This is a genomic window from Xanthomonas citri pv. citri, from assembly GCF_000961215.1.
Taxonomy (GTDB): domain Bacteria; phylum Pseudomonadota; class Gammaproteobacteria; order Xanthomonadales; family Xanthomonadaceae; genus Xanthomonas; species Xanthomonas cissicola.
Map to the genome: position 1 here is coordinate 4,234,557 of NZ_CP008998.1, position 18,889 is coordinate 4,253,445.

Genomic DNA, 18,889 nt, shown 5'->3' on the forward strand with positions numbered 1-18,889 from the left:
ACATGCAACGCGTCCTTATTATCGGGGCCACCTCGGCCATCGCCGAAGCAACCGCCCGACGCTACGCCGCACGCGGTGCGGCCATCCACCTGCTCGGGCGCCAAGCCCCGCGCCTTGACACAATTTCGGCCGACCTCACGACCCGCGGCGCGCGAAGCAGCTTTGGCGTGCTGGATGTCAACGACAATGCACGTCATGGCGAGGTCCTGGATGCAGCCTGGGCTGCATTGGGCGGTGTCGACGTCGTATTGATCGCACATGGCACGCTGCCGGATCAGGCTGCGTGTGACGCATCGGTCGAACTGTCGCTGCGCGAATTCGCCACCAACGGCACCTCCACGATTGCCCTGTGCGCAGCGATTGTGCCGCGACTGACGTCGGGCGCCACGCTAGCAGGCATTTCTTCTGTGGCAGGAGACCGCGGCCGAGCCAGCAACTACCTTTATGGAAGCGCCAAGGCCGCTGTGACCGCTTACCTGAGCGGCCTGGGACAGCGCCTGCGCCCACAAGGCATCAACGTCCTCACGATCAAGCCGGGCTTCGTCGACACCCCCATGACCGCGGCGTTCAAAAAGGGCGCTCTGTGGGCAAAGCCGGACCAGATTGCCAAGGGAATCCTCAGTGCAGTGGACAAGCGCCGCTCTGTGGCTTACCTGCCTGGTTTCTGGTGGGCAATCATGCTTGTGATCAAATCCATTCCCGAAGTCGTTTTCCGCAAAGTCAAGCTCTGACATGATCGGTCGACATGCCATGTTCTGCATCGCGGCACCCTTGTCCGAGCAGAACAACCTAGCAGGAATTTTTGACAGGTCCCATAGGACCAGAGTCTCTGCGGGACATCGCGTCATGAACGTGGCACTGCTCATCTGCTTGTCGCTTCTTGGAGGCTGCGGCTTCTATCCGGACCCTGCGTTGGGAATCGATGGCGGTTGCGCCCCGACCAACTCGCCGTTCCTGAAGCAGGATGACACCGTCGCGGGCCGTATCAGCTTCTGCGAAGGCGCCGACGCCTGGATCGGAACGCTGGAGTCGCGCCCTTATCCTCCTGGCACAAAGCACATCGAGGTCATGCTTACCGGTTATCCGGGAAATCCCGGTGTGAGCCTCAATGCGGTCACCCGCATGGGGAAGACAGCACGGATCGCGATTCCCGAGCAACCCCGCGAGCATTGGGAACGCTTCATGCTTGTGGTTCCCGATGACATCGCGCAGGAGGGCTACCGCATCCGGATCGACGATCAGTCCCGCTCTTCTTTCGGCTGGGCCGGCCTCGGCGATTCAATCACGCGTTCCGCCGTGGACTTGGCCGGAGGCATGCTGCCGATGCTGGCCGCCGTGCTGCTGGGGAATGTCTGGTTGCTTGCCGTTTGCTTGTGCCTGCCCGCAGGTGCACCTCCGCGTGAGCGTCTGCTCCAGGGCCTGCTTGCCGCGGGCTGCGGCTGGTTTGCGATCTTCCTGGGCTATGTGCTCTCTGCCAAGTTAGGCAGTGCGCTGGCCTTGCTGATTCTGATACTCCCCTTCCCGCTCGCGCTGATGATCGGAAGGCGACGACACATCTCGCTCGCCGACATCGCCGACTTGCAGAAGGGCCTGCTCCCCGCACTCCTGCTTGTCTGCCTGATCCTGTGGATCGGATTGTTCCCGTTCCATTGGGAGGGGCAACTGGATGATGGCCCGGCATTGCGCTGGCGGCATTTCCCGACCGACGCCTGGCTGCCGATGCTGTTCGGCGACATGCTTGCACGCGGCAGGCTGGACATCCCGATGGTTGGCGATTGGCTGAGCAGCGACCGTCCTCCCCTGCAGGTTGGACTGTACCTCATGCTGTACAAGCTGCTGCCGCACAACCACGTATTGGTGTACCAGGGAATTTGCAGCTGGGCGCAGGCGCTGGTTCTGCTGCCGCTGGCTTCTCTGCTCGCGCGGTTCATGAGTAAGCGGGCGCAAGCGATGGCATTGCTCGTGCTCAGCCTGTCGGCCTTGATGCTGCTCAGCACCCTTTTCGTCTGGCCCAAGCTGCTGGCCGCGGCCTTTTCGCTCATCTACTACCTGGCGCTGTTTCCGGCCGAGGGTACACCCAGGCGCTGGGGGCAGGCGGGCGTCGCCGCAGCGCTGGCCATGCTGTCGCATGGCGGCGCGCTGTTCTTCATCGTCGGCGTCGCCCTCGTACACCTGTGCTGGTACAAACGCCAAGGCCTGGCAATGCTGCTGCGGACCGGGCCGCTCGCCGCCGCGCTCTACCTTCCATGGGTGGCCTATCAGCGGCTTGTCGATCCTCCAGGCGACCGGCTTATCAAGTGGCACTTTGCCGACGAGATCGACTTCAGCGACGAGAGCGCCGCGCAGGCGATTCTCCATGCCTATTCCCAGATCACGCCCGGCGAATGGCTGACCGCACGCCTGCAGAATCTCGGCGTGGTCGTTAAAGGCACACTCTCGGCACCGTATGACGCGTGTAGGATGGCGACGCGACAGGATCCCGCATTCCTTTCCCGTTTTATCGAGGACGACTTCTACCACATGTTCCATTCGATGTGGTTTGCCTCGCCCCTGTTGCTGCTCCCTTGCATTGCCGTGATGTATTTGCGCGACCGCCGTCGAGACAATCAACCGCTCAAGAAGCTGTTGCAGGCACTGACGTCTTTTGCCGTGGTCACCCTGGTGTGGGTGATCGCCATCTTCAAGGGAGGGGTAACGACGACGCACATCGGCGCCTACGCGTCTGTACTGCTGCTGCAGCTCGCCATCCTGGCCGCCGTATGGCGCACCAGTGCTCCTCTTTTCTATGCGATCTGCTTGGCCAACGTCACCGTGTCCTTGTCAGCCTATGTGTTTGATCGGCAGTTCCTCCCCGGCTTGCAGTCGGCCTACGTACTGGTGAGCGCCTTGCTGTGCGGCGGGCTGGCATTGGCCACCCTGATCGCCACGGAGAGTTGCTTCGCAAGGGCGGCACACCTGCCATCGGGAGCGCATTCCGATGGCGAGGAAGCAGCCGAGGCTTTTACGCAGAGTTCGGTCGTCGGCGCCTCCCTCCTTGAGGTCCAGGAGCCCTCCGATTACTCGGGCAAAGAGCAGGTTTCTGTATGATTCTGAACGTACCCGTCCTGCAATTGCGCCGAGCTCCTGCACTGTTGCGATCAGAATGTCGCTGATGACCCTCAGCGATCGGCGAAAATTCGTCGCTTTCTTTCACAAACAAGCACCGACGGCGGCTCGACTAGCCACTTGCATTGCGCCGACGCACCTTGACTCCATTCATCCGCTTTCGAGTTTGATTCATGGCACAGAAGAATGACAAGATTGTCCTGACCGGCGCTGCAGGGCTGGTGGGGCAGAACCTGATCGTCGAACTGAAGCGACAGGGCTATACCCGGCTGGTAGCCATCGATAAGCACGCGCACAATCTCGACATCCTGCGAGGCTTGCATGCGGATGTGGAGACGATCCTTGCGGATCTGGCTGAGCCGGGCGAATGGAGCAAGGCGTTTAAAGGCGCTCAGCTCGTCGTGCAGTTGCACGCGCAGATCACCGGCAAGACCACCGACCTGTTCACCCGCAACAACCTGACCGCGACGGCGAACGTGCTCGACGCCTGCCGCGCGGCAAACGTGCCTTACATGGTGCACATCAGCTCCTCGGTGGTGAACTCGGTGGCCAAGGACGACTACACCAACACCAAGCGCGCACAGGAAGAGATGGTGGTCGCCAGCGGCCTGCGCCACTGCGTGCTGCGTCCGACCCTGATGTTCGGCTGGTTCGACCCCAAGCACCTGGGCTGGCTGTCGCGCTTCATGGCCAAAACGCCGGTGTTCCCGATCCCGGGCGATGGCCGCTTCATGCGCCAGCCGCTGTACGAGCGCGACTTCTGCCGCTGCATCGCCAAGTGCATCGAACGCGAGCCCGACGGCGAGGTTTACGACATCGTCGGCGATACGCGCGTGGACTACGTCGACATCATCAAGACGATCAAGCGGGTCAAGAAACTGCACACCCTGATCGTGCACATCCCGATCGGCTTCTTCGCCTTCCTTCTGCGCGTGTATTCGCTCTTCAGTTCCAAGCCGCCGTTCACCGCCGACCAGTTGAAGGCGCTGAGCGCCGGCGACGACTTCAAGGGCGTCGATACCGAAGCGGTGTTCGGCGTACGCCAGACGCCGTTCGAAGACGCCATCCGCGAAAGCTATACCGACCCGCGCTACAGCCACATCGTGCTCAAGCGCTGAACCGTCATACGAGACCAGAACCATGAGTACATTCGCGATCGTCGGCAGCGGCCCCATGGGCCTGATGGCTGCCATGGAACTGTTGAAGAAGGGCCACCAGGTCGACGTCTACGAACGCGACGACCGCATCGGCGGCATGTCCGCGGACTTCGATTTCGACGGCCTGCGCATCGAGCGCTATTACCACTTCATCTGCAAGACCGATTTCCCGCTGTTCAAGCTGCTCGAGGACCTGAAGCTGTCGAACCGCCTGCACTGGACGGATACCAAGATGGGGTATTACTACCAGGGCAAGCTGCACAAGTGGGGAACGCCGTTCGCCCTGCTCGGCTTCCCGCACCTGGGACTGGTCGACAAGATCCGCTACGCCCTGCACGTCATGCACACCAAGGGCATCAGCGACTGGACCGCGCTGGACAAGGAAAACGCGCGCGACTGGATCACCCGCTGGATCGGCCCCAAGGCCTACAAGGTGATGTGGGAGAAGGCCTTCGCACTGAAGTTCTTCGAATACCAGAACGACCTGTCCGCCTCGTGGATCGGCACCCGCATCAAGCGCGTGGCCCTATCGCGGCGCAATCTGTTCAACGAAAGCATGGGCTATCTGGAGGGCGGCTCGGCCGTGCTGCTGGAACGCATGGCCGCGGAAGTCACGCGCCTCGGTGGACGCATCCTGCTGTCGCAGCCGATCGAGGAAGTCGCCTCGGTCGACGGCAAGGTCACCGGCATCCGCACCCGCGACGGCCATCATGCCTACGACGGCGTGGTGTCGACGGCCCCGATCCAGTACGTGCCCGGCATGGTGCCCGGCCTGCCCACGACCTTCGCCGACCAGGTCGCCGCGATCGAGAACATCCCCGTCGCCTGCGTGATCCTGAAGCTGTCCAAGCCGGTCAGCGAGAACTTCTGGATGAACATCAGCGACGACCGGATCGCCATCCCCGGCCTGATCGAGTACAGCAACCTCAATCCCGGCAAGGGCCCCGGCGAGCACATCGTGTATGCGCCGTACTACATGCCCAAGACCCATCCGAAGTGGCAGTGGAGCAACCAGCAACTGATCGACGAAGTCATCAGTTACCTGCCGATGATCAATCCGGACTTCAAGCCGGAGTGGATCCGCGCGACCCATTGCCATCGCTACGAGTACGCGCAGACCATCTGTCCGCCGGGGTTCCAGGACATGCTGCCGCCGATGAAGACGCCGCTGCAAGGGTTCTACATGGCCGATACGGCGTATTACTACCCGGAGGATCGCTCGATCAACGAGAGCATCGCTGTCGGAGCCAAGCTGGTGGCTGATCTGTGATTGATCAGAAGTTCTTCAAGTTCCTGGTGGCGGGCGGTCTTGCGGCGCTCGTCAATTTTGGATCGAGAATCCTGCTGAACAATTTTATGCCGTATGCGCAGGCCATCATCATTGCCTACTGCATCGGCATGCTGACTGCCTTTTTGCTGAACCGACTTTTCGTATTCAAGGAATCCAGCAACCACATCCATCAGCAGGCAGCTTGGTTCATCCTCATCAACGTGGCGGCAGCACTGCAGACGCTGCTAATCAGTTTGCTTTTCGCCAAGATTATCTTCCCGAAAATGCAGATGAACTTTTATCCTCAGGCCGTTGCTCATGCGATAGGCGTCATTGCCCCGGTTGCAATCAGCTATCTGGGCCACAAGCATTTCACTTTTCGGGGGCATCGATGAATCAGGCAGCTCAACAGAGCGCGCCATCACGGCTGCGCGACAGGACGCTGGCTGCGTTCACATTGATGGTGTCGCAGCCCGCGCTTGCGGCGATCGCCGCATTGGCCGCTCTTTATGCGCTCTTGGCCGTAGTGGGTGGAATTCTCACGTTCAGCCCCGTCCCGTTCTGGGACATGTGGGATGGCGGACTGGGATTTTATGTCCGCCAGATGACCGATGTCTCGCAGTGGTGGGCGCAGCACAACGAACATCGCATCGTGCTGTCCAGGATCCTTTTCTTCCTCGACTATCGCTATTTCGATAGCAATGGCGCCGTGCTGGTTGTTATCAACTACCTGCTTGCGTGCTCGACCTTTGGGCTACTCGCTTGGTGCGCCCTGCAACGCGACGCAAGCCGGAGACGGGATGGGCGCATGATCGCAGCCTTCATCTTGTGCTGCGCACTGCTGTGGACCCAAAGCAACAACCTGACATGGGCATTCCAGAGTCAGTTCTTCCTCGCGAATCTACTCCCCCTGCTCGCCCTGGTGTTGCTGCATGCCTCATGCCGCACGCGCATTCGCGGAAATGCCATCGTGTTCCTGGCAGCCCTGACCGTGGCCGCAATGGCAGCCGTCAGCATGGCAAATGGTGTGTTGGCGGGGGGCGTCGTCGCTGCCGCCTGCCTGCTGGGGCGCCAAAGCTGGCGTCGCAATCTGCTGGCCTGGGCGGTGGCGATTGCCGTTCCGGCATTGTACTTCCACCACTACACGGCACCCGCCGGACATGGCTCGATCCTCGCATCGCTTCGGACTGAGCCGCTCGAAGTCATCAAGTTCTTCTTCGCGTACATCGGCAGCCCGTTCGCCCACTTGGACGCGAGTGGCCCGCTCCATCTCGGCTGGGCCATCCTCGCCGGTGTGGTGCTATTAACTGCAGGAGCGATCCTGGCCTGGCGCACGATATTCAAGCGCCATGACACGGTTGATGTCGATCTTGTCGTCACCCTTTTCCTTGGGTACCTCGTCGCCTCCGCATTTGCGACGGCGGGTAGCCGAGCGCTGTTTGGCCTCGATGCCGCCGTGGCGAGTCGCTACACGACACCTGGCCTATTGGTGCTTGGTTGCGTCCTGATCTTGGCATCACGAAACTTCTTTCGCGATCGCGCGCTGACCATGCCTTATCAGATCGGCCTGGCGCTGATGGCGCTCGCCTTCCTGCCTTCGCAGTTGACAGCGACGCGTCCGCAACCTTATCTGGACTTCGAGTGGCGTTTCGCCGCCCTGGCGCTCGAATTGGGAGTCAAGGATGACAAGCAGATCGGGTGGATTTTCCCCGACGCAGCTTGGGCACAGAAAATCGCCGAGCCTGCCGCGAACATGGGTCTCGGCATATTCGCGAAGCCCGGGATTTACGATGCGAAACTTACCTTGGGCGGCAGCTATCCCACGTCATCACTGCAGACCTGTAGCTTGGCCGGGCTGGAAAACGAGGCTGTCGATGCGTCGACGAACGACTGGATCCGCTTGAAGGGCGGACTGATGAATTCCATCCTGCCTCGGAAGATATCCACCGTATTGCTGGTGGACGCAAACAACACCATCGTGGGTCGAGGCCTGCTGGCCGAGCCCAAACAGGATAGCCCGGGCGCGCCCTTCGGCGCTCCCTTCAAGGCCTACCTGATGGGACGCGCACAACCAGCCGTTTACAAGATCGTAATACCGGGATTTTGCACGACCACGGTCGCCCCCAAGAGCCAATAGGATTCGAGGATTGGAACTCGCGTGGGCACAGGATCACTACACTGGCCCGCGCCATTTCCACAGGTGCTCCAGGGTCTAGGCTCCGACATCGACACGCCATCGTTGGCCCAGGTTCGCCGCTGTCTGTAGTCGAGCGCTACCAATCGGCGTGGGGCCAGCTGCCACATTGGAATTGCAGCATTCAGCAGCTACAGCCCATCAGTGAGCAAAGGCAATCACCATCCAAGATGTAACCCTTGCAGCAGCCAGTGAGCCACCTGTGTCGCTCACTGGCTTCAGCACGCGAGCCACTTACCACCTGGGTGCTCGCGCTAGCTATTTGGTGCGAACATCGGACGCTCCAGCTGGAGCATGAACCGATTACCGATCATCGGCACCTTACGGATGTCCTTCGGCACGAAAGGGCGTACGCCAAAAAACTCTTCGATGCCATACATGGTCTCTCGTTCGGGCGCACAGTGGAACACCATGCTCTTACGGGTCATACCAGCCGAAAGAATGGGGGTACCCCCATGGGGAAGCTCGGGATGCCAAATGAAACAATCGCCCTTCTTGATCAGCGCAATTTCCGGCTTGATGCCACGCTTGTGCACTTCCTCAGCCACGCGTCCAATATAATGGTTGAACGCCTCGCCCAATTGTTCGGCGCCAGTGGCCTGAATGGACTCAATCTCGATCAGATGGCCGCCGGGATAGTATTTGAGAGGCCCTGCTTCAGCATGAACATCCTCTAGCGCAAACCAGATGCCAGCAAAAATGTTATTGGGACGCGTATGGAAAAATGGCGTATCGCGGTGCAGTGCCTGTTCGCTAGACTGTTCGAAAAAGAGAGAAGTTGCGACAAACGCTCGGTCGCCGAAGAACGCGTCGAGGGCTTTCATCACCACGGGCTTCGCAATCGCCGCGCGCGCTCTGTTGCTTACTAGGTGCATGTTGGTCAGCCGCGAATGACGCCCCGTCCCCAAGACATGCTTATCTGCCTCCATGCGATTTCTCGCGACATAGCGCATGAAGTCAGCACAAATCGCATCGCATTCCTTGGCAGACAATACCCCCGGCAAATGCGCATAACCATGCTCTTGCAGAGAGCTGACTGCGGAAACTGCGGCGGCGTCGCTTTCAGATGACCCGCGCGCGCCATGGAACATCTTCAAAATCTTCATCATCAATCCCCTGTAACGCAATAAAACCACTCAATCCCTAACAACAAGGACTACAGCTGGTCAAACTGATTTGCATCCCCACAGCATCGCCGCATCATCTACCATCCCCGAAAATGCATCGTGCCCCTGGCAAACGTAGGCATCGTCTAAGGCCACCAACGTACCCGAGAGCATATGCCTTGATTCGCAGACATCGATCTGGCGAGTCAGTTCGGCAGCAATCGCGTCAGGCGTCATCGCCTCCAACGACACGATGTTTGCATGGCTTTCTGAAAGATCCTTGTTGGCGAACCGATTGGTAATCACCGACATGCCGAACGCATCCATCTCCAGCGGCGGATAGCTGGGATGGGGGGAAACCATCAATGAGATTCCGAGCGACGACGTGGAAAGCAACTCGGCATACTGATCGATCGAAAGTTTGCCCAGCGCCTGCAGGACGAACGGCCCGAGATCGACATCTGAATCCAGCTCGCCGACCGCAAGAACACGCCAGTCGGCACAGCGTGAGTCTGCCCAACCCCACTTCCTCAAGCCCTCGCACAGGAGCTCAAACGCATTACGAGGCGTACCCGGACGCGCGTACGTGAGGATCACGCGCTGGCGTGGCGTCTGCTGCGTCGAACGCACACGCTCCAGCGCCGCTTTCAGTCCATCATGAAGCACTGGTTCGAACGTCACCGCGCGCTGATAATCGAATCCTTGGCGCGCGAAATAGTCCCGCAGAAGCGACGTATTGAAAATCGCGATATCGCGATCTTTGCGGTACGTGCTCATCGCGAGCGCCGACTGGCTGGACCATGCATAGAATCCCGGCTCATAGTCCTGGATCAGGTACATCACAGGACGGTCACTTGCCTGCATCGCCGATTGCCAGGTCGCAAGACGTTGAGCCGAATAAGCGGTCCACCACGCCGTCGCCAACCAATAATCGCCCGCAGCGACCGGCAACGTCTGCCCATACCTATCATTGAATGCAACGATCTGACGCGGCGCCTCGCTTTCCTCCCCGCAGTTGACGAGTTGGTGATCCCCGAACCTCGCCAGCGCCTCGTCGTCGGGTGCCGAATCGACAAGGATGATCCGCGACTCATCGAAGTAGCGGCAGAGCTCGCGATAGATGAGGACCGCGGTGTGGATGCCACCAAAGTAATGTTGCTTGTTGATGGAAGGCAGTATCAAATTAAGCCTACGGCCCTGCCGCTCTTCCGCCCTGGGTTCACAGGGCGTGATCTCCCCGACGCTCGTGCGCACTGGGTCGGATGCGACGACTGCTGTCCTCAACCCACGTGCGGCGCGCCTTAGCAAACGATCAAGCATCTGCCTGCGCTCCTCGCAAGGCCGGCGACGGCGACATGTAATCCAGGTTCGGGCTGTAGAACGGATCTCCGGATTCACGATATGGCGAATAGGCCTGCGCCGATCGCACGAAATCACTCTCTGGAATTACGCGCGGATCTCGCGTCTTGGATTCGTGGTGGATAAGGATCGCCTCCGGCACATACACGGTGCGCTTGCCATTCGCCATGGCACGCAGGCACAGTTCCACGTCGCTGCCGCAGACGACGAAGGACTCGTCGAATCCGCCAATGGCATCGAAGTTGGCGCGCGAGATGGCGACACACGCCCCTGTCACCGCCAGCACTTCGCGGCGCAGAATCGGCGATACGAACAGGTGCTGGTGATGGATCGGCTGCTGCCCCTTGAACACGTGATCGGCCCAGCCCCCCATGCCGACAACCACGCCCGCATGCTGGATGCTGCCATCTGCATACAGGAGCAATGCGCCACATGCGCCGACATCCGGCCTGAGCGCGTTTTCCACCAATCGTTGCAGCCAGTCCGCTGAAGCGACTTCGGTGTCATTGTTCAGGAATACGAGTACTTCGCCCTCGGCGCTCGCCGCGGCAAGGTTATTGAGCGCAGACCAGTTGAACGGCACATCCGCCTGCAGCACGCGAAACCACGGTTCGTTGGACATCGCATCAAGCCATTCGAGCGTGGCAGGATCCTTGGACCCGTTATCGACAACGATGATTTCGAAATTCGTGTAATCGGTCCTTCCCTGGATCGACTCGATGCATGGCCGCAACAGATCGAGCCCATCCCGGGTCGGGATGATGATGCTCGCCTTTGGCGCATGCTGTGCGTAGGGGTAGCGCACGTCATAACAGAACAAGTGCGGACCGTCCTCCACCTGGGCGCCGGGATAGACCGCATCCACGTGGTACTGGATCGCACGCTTGCCCGAATCATGCGCATACGGCTTTGAATCGGCGTTCGCGGCGGTGGAGCCTGCGTGCATGCGCCAGTGATACAGCACGCGCGGAACATGCCCCACCTTGGCGCCTGCCGCCACGCAACGCAGCACCAAATCGTAGTCCTGCGAACCGTCGCACTCGCTACGCGTCAAGCCCACTCGCTTGATCAGATCGTGTTCGAAACTGACCAGGTGTCCCAGGTACATCTGCGCCAGGAACAAGTCGTAGTTCCAATCCGGCTTGAAGTACGGATTACGCAACCGGCCATCCTCACCCAACATGTCGTGGTCGGTATAGACGACAGCGCTTCCTGTCTTGATATGGCAATCCACTACCGCCGCCAACGCGTTGCGGTCGAGCACGTCGTCGTGATCGAGGAACGTCACCCACCGTCCGCGCGCTGACGCAAGCGCTGCATTGGTGGTGGCCGCGATGCCGGAGCGCGTTTCCGACCGAGTGACACGCAGGTTGGGAATGCGCTTCTTGAACTCGGCCAGTATCCGGCCCACGTGGGGCTCATTGGACGCGTCGTCATGGATGCAAATTTCCCAGTTCTGGTAGGTTTGCGTGCGCACGCTCTCGATCGCTTCCCTGAGGAATAGCTCAGGCGTATTGCAGACCGGGATGATGACACTGATCATCCCACTGTCAGCGGGAACTTCCAGCTGCGGCAATGCGGAGTGCCAGCTTTCGTAGGCATCCAAAGATACCGGTGGTGGAGAGGCCGATCCACCAGAAGCATATGCAGCCATCCGCCTCGCGAAGTGTCGAGGCCCCTTGGCACCTTCACGAAGACAGGCGCGCACAAGCTGAAAAGCAGACCTCCCTTGCAGACGAGCACGACGCCACGCCCAGAGCAACGAGCTAAGCAGGGCGCGAATTTGCCGAACTACCATGAAACCCCCATTTCAACACCTCAAATCAGTTTGATGCTTCCCTCAGCCAATGAACGGCCAGGTCTGAGCACCACGGTCGTTGCCACACACACCACCAGGTCGCATGATCGCTATCGATTTCAGCTTGAACCTTGTTGCTGCTGCTGTGTGCTACCGAGATTGTTGCTGCCACGCGAGAACGCCGCCATCAGCTTGATCTCCAGGCGCGCCTGCAGATCGCGCATCTCTTTTTCCAAGGCTTCGCGGAGCGAACCTGAAGTATCGCGCGCAGGCAATGCCGCCCCGATCTCTTCATCCTTGCTACGAATGGCATCCATTGATGCACTAAGCGCGTCTCTACTCTCCATCAACTCACGGCGAAGCTCATAGACGAACTCCAGGGCAGCTGCATGCTCGCGCTCCGGCTGAGAAGATTCATCGCTCATCTCCGCGCCAGCAACACTCCCCTCTTCCGCCGCGGCACTCAATGGACGATCGGCTACGAAACTTTCTCGCCCTGTTTGTTCCAGTTGATCTGCCAACGCGACCCGGTCCCGCTCAGCCTCCGCCGCTTTCTGTTCCGTCAATCTCAGCAACTCGGCCGTTGACTGCCACTCACCCAAAGCGACCCGCAGGTCCTCATCCTTTTGGCGGCAGGCGTCGACGGCCTGCTTCCATCCTTCAGACGCGTTCAGCGCGTCTTGCTGTGCCTGCTTGAATAGAGCGGCAGTTTGCTCCCATTCGCGAGTAATCTCTTTGATCTGGGCCTGTAGATCCGCATGGGCTTCGGCCGTGGATTTCCATCCCGCCGTGGCTTTCGCCACATCAGCCTCTGCGGCCTCCAGACGCTGGATCGTCGCGCTCCACTCCCGTGTCGCCACCTCCAGATCCTTCGCATGGCTCTTGGCAACTTCGGCGGTAGCGGCCCATTCCAGTTCTGAATTGAGCGTGCGGAGCGCGAGCTCTCTCAGGCCAGACGCCAACTGTTCCAGCAAACCTACGGCTTGATCATCCGAGGCGCCACGTGAGACCCACCAATCGCGCAGTTCCTGGGCCTTTTCCGCATTGCGAAGCCCGACGAAGTAGGTTCGGTAACAGGGTCCAACGCAATCGCCAGCGAACACCCGCGTGTTGTAGAGCCTGTCTGCAGCTGTTGAAAGGCCTTCCAGTTCGGGAAACTTCACCTTCATGAAGTGAACGCCCATTAGGCTTTCCCACAACGTCGCGCATCCCTGCGTCAGCACGACTACGTGCAATCCCTGACTTTCCAGGATCGAAACCACTTCTGCGGAATTCACGAGCCCGTAATCACGATGCTCCTGCAGCCACTCGTAGTCGTCGCCAAAAAGCTCTTTCCAACGATCATTGGCGGCCGCGTCGGCCTGAACCACCCACTCTTCTTCCGTAGGACAGCCAATGACCACGGCATCCCCGGCGACGCGCCCCATTTCCGACACGGCCGCAGCCCGAAGTTCGCGAGGGATATGTTCAAGCACATCAAGTGAGACAACGGCGCCATATTCACCTGATTGGAAAGGCAGCGCAGTGGCGTCGGCTACTACGAAATCCTGCTCATCCCCTTCCACACGTATGTCGGTATACAGCAGGCTTGCTTTCGGCAGAAATTCACCCAGCAACCGCTGCCTGTTCGCACCGACTTCGAGTATCCAGCAATCGCCGCAGCCCAGCGTGCTCAATATCGCAGAAGCCGCGCCGTAGCGCTGGTAATGATCAAACGCGATGGCTTGGAGATCAACGCCCATGGACACGCCACTCATGAGAAATATAGACCAGCCCCTCGCTGAAGTACGGCGCAGCGACGGTGAACTCATTTACCGAAGACAGGTAATCCAAGCACACCAGGCCCTTATCGGTAAAAAGACCGACATCGATGCGATATGTGCCTGTTAACAACGGCATGGAAGGAATGTGGTACGTAATACCGTGAGTTCCACGGCTAGCAGGAATATCGATCTGCTCAAGATGCGTATTCGGGCCAAAGATGTGCTGACCATCCAGGCCTTTTATTGCAACGCCCAAGAGCAAGCCATCGATCATGTCGTCATTGACCGCGTATTCGATCTCGACTGTCAAAGGTTCAAAGGGCGCCAACATGTCGGTAGACATCGTCGTACGCTCGATGTGAGCGGGGACCGAATCTCTTTTTGCAGGAGACTTTTCCGCAACTAGATTCGCTTCGCCTGACGGGGGCGCCAGTCGTCCCAGTTCGTAGTCCCGAAACCGGTCCGCGACAAAACTCGCCTCGCCATGCAATTTCACCTGCCCCTGCTCGAGCCAGATCGCGGTTTGGCAGAACCGCTTCACCTGCTCCAGCGAATGCGAGACAAACAGGACGGTGGCTCCACGCGCGCGGATCTGCTCGATTCGCGCCAGACACTTTATCTGAAAGCGGATATCACCCACAGACAGTGCCTCGTCGATGATCAGCACGTCAGGCTCTGTGTGAATGGCGACGGAAAAAGCCAGCCGCACGTACATGCCGCTGGAATAGGTCTTGACCGGGCGGTCGATGAATTCACCGATATCGGCGAACTCAATGATCTTGTCCAGGCTTTGATCGACTTCCGCATGAGTCAGGCCAAGCAGAGACGCGCTGAGATAGACGTTCTCACGGCCGCTGAAGTCAGGGTTGAAGCCGGCCCCCAACTCCAGCAGTGCCGCAAAACGCCCCCGTATGCGGACAGTGCCCTTGGTCGGCGAAAGCGTGCCGCACAGGATCTGTAGAAGGGTCGATTTTCCGGCACCGTTCCGACCGATGATGCCGACGGTTTCGCCCCTTGGTACAAGGAGGGTTATATCCTCCAGCGCGCGAAAGTTGTGGGATGCACGATCACCCGATGGGCGCAACAACGAGAATAGACGCTTGAGAGGATGCCCATAGACTGGGTAGTCCTTGGTAACTCCACGCATCTCAAGCGCAAGCTTGTTATCTGGAATTTGGGGAAGCGCAGTGCTAGTCATAGGACGTCCGCAAAACCTCGTGATAGACGCTTGAAAAGCGCGTACGCCAGCAGCGCAGCGATGATGGAAATTACGAAATGATTTCCAAGCGACACCAAGTCCAGCGCTTCATGGCCCAATGTTGCTGCACGCAACTGACTGATCGGGGTGACCAAGGGATTGAACGCTATAAGACCGGAGACAGACGCCGGCATGGCGCTGGGCGGGAAGAAAATCGGGCTCAAGAAAAGCAGAACGCTGCTCAGAATGCCGACGAACTGACCTACGTCACGCAGATAGACGCCGAGCGCTGACAGTATCCAGCCGATCGCAAGCAGCATCGGGACCATTTCAAGCAGGATGACAGGCGCCAACAGCGCCTTTGCAGAAGGCGCCTCGGAAAGAAATGCCTGAGCCATCAACAGGATAAGTAGGCTGATCGCCGCCGTGACCAAGCCCCCCGCCACCTTGACGACCACGAGCATGGGAAGCGGGAAGACCACCTTTTTCACGAAGTTCGGCTGCCCAACCACCAGCGTTGGCGACGTGATCAGCACTTCGGAAAGAAACGAAAACGGAATCAGCCCCGCGAAGAGCATCAAGGCAAAATCGCCCGAATTCTGCGCACCAGCCCATCGGGCCTTGAAAATTCCGCTGAACACCAGCGTGTAGACGCACAGCATCAGGATTGGCAGAAGAACCAGCCAAAGCGCGCCGAGAACCGTCGTTTTATACTTTAATGCAAGTTCGCGCGCGAGCAATTGGCGAAACAAGAAAATCAGATTTGCATGGCTCTGCATTACCCTTCATCTCCCGCCAAAGCAGCCTGCAAATCCCCACGCAAATCCTCCACATCCTCGATCCCCACACTCAACCGCACCAGCGCATCGCTGATACCGAGCTGGTCGCGGCGGGCCACCGGAATGGAGGCGTGCGTCATGACGGCGGGATGATTCACCAGGCTTTCCACACCACCGAGCGATTCGGCCAGGGTGAACAATTCGGTCTTTTCGCAGAAACGCTTGGCTGCGTCGAAGCCGCCCTTGAGGACGATGGAGACGATGCCGCCGAAGCCGGACATCTGGCTCTTCGCGAGCGCATGTTGCGGGTGCGAGGCAAGGCCGGGGTAAATGACCTTTTCGATCGCAGGGTGGGTTTCCAGCCATTGCGCAAGCGCCAGTGCGTTTTCGCAGTGCGCCCGCATGCGCAGCGGGAGGGTCTTGAGGCCGCGCAAGGCGAGGAAGCTGTCGAACGGGCCCTGGACGCCGCCGATGGAGTTCTGCAGGAACGCCATCTGCTCGGCGAGCTCGGCGTTGTCGCCAACGACCGCGATACCGCCCACCATGTCCGAGTGGCCGTTGAGATACTTGGTGGCCGAGTGCACGACGATGTCCGCACCCAGGCTGAGCGGGCGCTGCAGCATCGGGGAAGCAAAGGTGTTGTCGACCACGATCAGCAGGCCGCGCTTGCGCGCGATCTCGGCAATGGCAGCGATATCGACCAGCTTGAGCATCGGGTTGGTCGGGGTCTCGATCCACACCATCTTGGTATCGGGGCGAATCGCCGCCTCGAACGCAGCCGGGTCGGTCAGGTCGACGAAGCTGAAATCCAGGCCGGCAGTGCGGCGACGCACGCGCTCGAACAAGCGAAAGGTGCCGCCGTACAGGTCGTCCATCGCCACCACGTGGCTGCCGGCATCCAGCAACTCCATCACCGTCGAGGTGGCGGCCATGCCGGAGGCGAACGCATATGCGCGCGTGCCTCCTTCCAGCGCGGCGACGCAACGCTCGTAGGCGAAGCGCGTGGGGTTATGGGTACGCGAATACTCGAAACCCTGATGCTCGCCGGGGCTGGACTGCGCATAGGTGGACGTCGCGTAGATCGGCGGCATCACCGCGCCGGTGCTCGGATCTGGCGACTGCCCTCCATGGATCGCCAGCGTTGCGAGCGACAGCGCGCGCTCGCCGTCATGGCTATGAGTGGTGCGATTGGACATGGAGGTTCCCGAAAAAGTGGGCGATTGTAACAAGCAGGTCTGAATGGCCCGTGCCGCGCGTCGCATCCGAGCGCGCGGCGGTGCCGGATTACTGCACGATCACTGCACGCGGCGGCGCAGGTAGTTGAGCAGGTCGATGCGGGTGATCAGGCCAAGGAATTGCGTGCCGTCCATGACGATGGCGACCTGGCCACGGTCGAACACCGGCAGCAGCGCTTCGATCGGCGAAGCCACGTCCAGACGATCCAGCTTGCTGACCATGGCCGTGGAAATCGGGTCGCGGAAGCGGGCTTCGTCGCCATACACATGCAGCAACACGTCGCTTTCGTCCACGATGCCCACCAGTTCGCCGTCGTCGATCACCGGCAACTGCGACACGTCGTACAACTTCATGCGCTGGTAGGCAGTAGTCAGCAGATCCTTCGAGCCCACCACCACGGTGTCGCGCTTGTTGTACGGGCGCAGGATCAGGTCGCGCAGATCGCCGTGTTGCGGGCGCTCCAGGAAGCCGTTGTCGAGCATCCAGTAGTCGTTGTACATCTTCGACAGGTACTTGTTGCCGGTATCGCAGACGAACACCAGCACGCGCTTGGGCGTGGTTTGTTCGCGGCAATACTTCAATGCGGCGGCCAGCAGGGTGCCGGTGGACGAGCCGCCGAGGATGCCCTCCTTGGCCAGCAGCTCGCGCGCGGTATGGAAGCTTTCCGCGTCGCTGATGGAGTAGGCCTTCTTGACCCGCGAAAAGTCGGAGATATCCGGGAGGAAATCCTCGCCGATGCCTTCGACCAACCAGCTGCCGGACTTTTCGCTGACCGTGCCTTCTTCGATGTACTGGGTCAGGATCGAGCCGACCGGGTCGGCCAATACCAGTTCGGTGTGCGGCGAGGCGCTGGCGAAGGCGCGCGACAGGCCGGTCATGGTGCCGGAGCTGCCGCAGCCGAACACGATGGCGTCCAGCTGGCCGTCCATCTGCGCCAGGATTTCCGGGCCGGTGCCGAATTCGTGCGCGGCCGGGTTGTCCGGGTTGCCGAACTGGTTGATGAAGTAGGCGCCAGGAGTCTCGGCTGCGATCCTGGCAGCCAGGTCCTGGTAGTACTCGGGATGGCCCTTGGCTACATCCGAGCGGGTCAGCACCACGTTGGCGCCCATGGCCTTGAGATTGAAGATCTTCTCGCGACTCATCTTGTCCGGCACCACCAGGATCAACTGGTAGCCCTTCTGCTGCGCCACCAGGGCCAAGCCCAGGCCGGTGTTGCCGGCAGTTCCCTCGACCAGGGTAGCGCCGGGCTTGAGATCGCCGCGCCGCTCGGCCGCTTCGATCATCGACAGACCGATGCGGTCCTTGATCGATCCACCGGGATTATTCGCCTCCAGCTTGAGGAACAGCTCGCAGACGCCGGTGTCCAGGCGCTGGGCCTTGACGATCGGCGTGTTGCCAATCAGCTCGAGTACGGAGGAATGAATCGCCATCGGAGTATCGTCGCTGCGCCACGCGGGCTAGACCGGTCATTATCCGACGAACCGCGGGGGAATGCTCATTCAGCATCGAACCGACTGCGCAGGCCGATGAACAAACAGGCTCAACCGGCCGCCGATGCGCCCTTCGCCAGGAAACATAGCGCTCCACATAAAGACGCGGACGGTGGCAAGCCGACGAGGAGGCCGCCACCGCCCGCGACGGTGAACTTGTTCTAACGGTGGGGAAGGATCAGTGGGTGAGCTGGTCGTACATGCGGGTGAGCTTTTCTTTGGCTTGCAACTTCTCGCGCTTCATCTGGCCCAAGGTCACGTCGTCGATCGGGAGCACCCCGAGTTCGGCATCCATGCATTTCTTGTTCAATAGCTTGTGGCGTTGGTAGAGCTGCTTGAACTGGGGATCGGACTTCATCAATGCGTCGATTTCGGTCTGCGGTTGCCCTTCGAACATGGCGTTACCTCCTTCACTTAAAACAAGAACGCCCCGG

At 59.9% G+C, this 18,889-nt stretch carries 14 protein-coding genes and 2 pseudogenes; 6 read left to right on the forward strand and 10 right to left on the reverse strand.

Annotated elements, in window-relative coordinates; translation table 11 throughout:
* Positions 1 to 2: 2 nt before the first annotated feature.
* The 6 genes from AMD14_RS18560 (at position 3) to AMD14_RS18585 (ending at position 7,669) form a co-directional block, all read left to right on the forward strand.
* Positions 3 to 731 carry an SDR family oxidoreductase gene (locus AMD14_RS18560; protein ID WP_011052380.1) on the forward strand — a complete coding sequence of 243 codons (729 nt, stop codon included), beginning with the start codon at positions 3 to 5 and terminating at the stop codon, positions 729 to 731.
* A gap of 115 nt (positions 732 to 846) precedes the next feature.
* Positions 847 to 3,087: a glycosyltransferase family protein gene (locus tag AMD14_RS18565; protein ID WP_011052381.1), complete on the forward strand. Its 2,241-nt coding sequence runs from the start codon at positions 847 to 849 to the stop codon at positions 3,085 to 3,087.
* A 191-nt stretch (positions 3,088 to 3,278) separates the two neighbouring features.
* Positions 3,279 to 4,223, forward strand: a complete 945-nt coding sequence (locus tag AMD14_RS18570) for an NAD-dependent epimerase/dehydratase family protein (protein WP_011052382.1) — start codon at positions 3,279 to 3,281, stop codon at positions 4,221 to 4,223.
* A gap of 22 nt (positions 4,224 to 4,245) precedes the next feature.
* On the forward strand, positions 4,246 to 5,532 hold the full coding sequence (locus tag AMD14_RS18575; protein ID WP_011052383.1) for an NAD(P)/FAD-dependent oxidoreductase: 1,287 nt from the start codon (positions 4,246 to 4,248) through the stop codon (positions 5,530 to 5,532).
* Positions 5,529 to 5,927: a GtrA family protein gene (locus AMD14_RS18580; RefSeq protein WP_011052384.1), complete on the forward strand. Its 399-nt coding sequence runs from the start codon at positions 5,529 to 5,531 to the stop codon at positions 5,925 to 5,927. The genes AMD14_RS18575 and AMD14_RS18580 overlap by 4 nt, the downstream gene beginning before the upstream one ends.
* A gap of 65 nt (positions 5,928 to 5,992) precedes the next feature.
* On the forward strand, positions 5,993 to 7,669 hold the full coding sequence (locus tag AMD14_RS18585) for a hypothetical protein (RefSeq protein ID WP_171843865.1): 1,677 nt from the start codon (positions 5,993 to 5,995) through the stop codon (positions 7,667 to 7,669).
* A 311-nt stretch (positions 7,670 to 7,980) separates the two neighbouring features.
* Here the strand turns inward: AMD14_RS18585 and AMD14_RS18590 are convergent, their stop codons facing one another.
* The 10 genes and pseudogenes from AMD14_RS18590 to AMD14_RS18630 all read right to left on the reverse strand — a co-directional run bounded on the left by AMD14_RS18590 (position 7,981) and on the right by AMD14_RS18630 (position 18,852).
* Positions 7,981 to 8,832 carry a phytanoyl-CoA dioxygenase family protein gene (locus AMD14_RS18590; protein WP_040107799.1) on the reverse strand — a complete coding sequence of 284 codons (852 nt, stop codon included), beginning with the start codon at positions 8,830 to 8,832 and terminating at the stop codon, positions 7,981 to 7,983.
* A gap of 60 nt (positions 8,833 to 8,892) precedes the next feature.
* On the reverse strand, positions 8,893 to 10,086 hold the full coding sequence (locus tag AMD14_RS18595) for a rhamnosyltransferase WsaF family glycosyltransferase (protein WP_015463614.1): 1,194 nt from the start codon (positions 10,084 to 10,086) through the stop codon (positions 8,893 to 8,895).
* Positions 10,087 to 10,144: 58 nt separating this feature from the next.
* Positions 10,145 to 11,797, reverse strand: coding sequence for a glycosyltransferase family 2 protein (locus AMD14_RS18600; protein WP_040107671.1), 1,653 nt, complete (start codon positions 11,795 to 11,797; stop codon positions 10,145 to 10,147).
* Between the two features lie 311 nt (positions 11,798 to 12,108).
* Positions 12,109 to 13,731: a class I SAM-dependent methyltransferase gene (locus AMD14_RS18605; protein WP_015463616.1), complete on the reverse strand. Its 1,623-nt coding sequence runs from the start codon at positions 13,729 to 13,731 to the stop codon at positions 12,109 to 12,111.
* Positions 13,721 to 14,098, reverse strand: a pseudogene (locus AMD14_RS25730) (Wzt carbohydrate-binding domain-containing protein); the annotation flags it as partial. The pseudogene AMD14_RS25730 and the gene AMD14_RS18605, both read right to left, overlap by 11 nt.
* A gap of 86 nt (positions 14,099 to 14,184) precedes the next feature.
* Positions 14,185 to 14,950 (reverse strand): annotated as a pseudogene (locus AMD14_RS25735) (ABC transporter ATP-binding protein); the annotation flags it as partial.
* A complete protein-coding gene (locus AMD14_RS18615) occupies positions 14,947 to 15,729 on the reverse strand; it encodes an ABC transporter permease (RefSeq protein WP_010377747.1) in 783 nt (260 codons plus the stop codon). The pseudogene AMD14_RS25735 and the gene AMD14_RS18615, both read right to left, overlap by 4 nt.
* On the reverse strand, positions 15,729 to 16,925 hold the full coding sequence (locus AMD14_RS18620) for a cystathionine gamma-synthase (protein ID WP_011052390.1): 1,197 nt from the start codon (positions 16,923 to 16,925) through the stop codon (positions 15,729 to 15,731). Before AMD14_RS18620 ends, AMD14_RS18615 begins: the two co-directional genes overlap by 1 nt.
* A gap of 99 nt (positions 16,926 to 17,024) precedes the next feature.
* The gene (locus AMD14_RS18625) at positions 17,025 to 18,395 is read right to left on the reverse strand and encodes a pyridoxal-phosphate dependent enzyme (RefSeq protein ID WP_011052391.1); all 1,371 of its coding nucleotides are present in this window, start codon (positions 18,393 to 18,395) and stop codon (positions 17,025 to 17,027) included.
* Positions 18,396 to 18,633: 238 nt separating this feature from the next.
* Positions 18,634 to 18,852 (reverse strand): HP1242/YdcH family protein, encoded by a 219-nt coding sequence (locus tag AMD14_RS18630; RefSeq protein WP_003484103.1) that lies wholly within the window; start codon positions 18,850 to 18,852, stop codon positions 18,634 to 18,636.
* Between the last annotated feature and the right edge of the window lie 37 nt (positions 18,853 to 18,889).

Excerpts from the sequence above, each read along its gene's own strand:
- AMD14_RS18620 (WP_011052390.1), bottom strand. The coding sequence starts at position 16,925 with ATGTCCAATCGCACCACTCATAGCCATGACGGCGAGCGCGCGCTGTCG.
- AMD14_RS18560 (WP_011052380.1), top strand. The coding sequence starts at position 3 with ATGCAACGCGTCCTTATTATCGGGGCCACCTCGGCCATCGCCGAAGCA.
- AMD14_RS18630 (WP_003484103.1), bottom strand. The coding sequence starts at position 18,852 with ATGTTCGAAGGGCAACCGCAGACCGAAATCGACGCATTGATGAAGTCC.
- AMD14_RS18605 (WP_015463616.1), bottom strand. The coding sequence starts at position 13,731 with ATGGGCGTTGATCTCCAAGCCATCGCGTTTGATCATTACCAGCGCTAC.
- AMD14_RS18615 (WP_010377747.1), bottom strand. The coding sequence starts at position 15,729 with ATGCAGAGCCATGCAAATCTGATTTTCTTGTTTCGCCAATTGCTCGCG.
- AMD14_RS18590 (WP_040107799.1), bottom strand. The coding sequence starts at position 8,832 with ATGAAGATTTTGAAGATGTTCCATGGCGCGCGCGGGTCATCTGAAAGC.
- AMD14_RS18585 (WP_171843865.1), top strand. The coding sequence starts at position 5,993 with ATGGTGTCGCAGCCCGCGCTTGCGGCGATCGCCGCATTGGCCGCTCTT.
- AMD14_RS18565 (WP_011052381.1), top strand. The coding sequence starts at position 847 with ATGAACGTGGCACTGCTCATCTGCTTGTCGCTTCTTGGAGGCTGCGGC.
- AMD14_RS18570 (WP_011052382.1), top strand. The coding sequence starts at position 3,279 with ATGGCACAGAAGAATGACAAGATTGTCCTGACCGGCGCTGCAGGGCTG.
- AMD14_RS18625 (WP_011052391.1), bottom strand. The coding sequence starts at position 18,395 with ATGGCGATTCATTCCTCCGTACTCGAGCTGATTGGCAACACGCCGATC.
- AMD14_RS18575 (WP_011052383.1), top strand. The coding sequence starts at position 4,246 with ATGAGTACATTCGCGATCGTCGGCAGCGGCCCCATGGGCCTGATGGCT.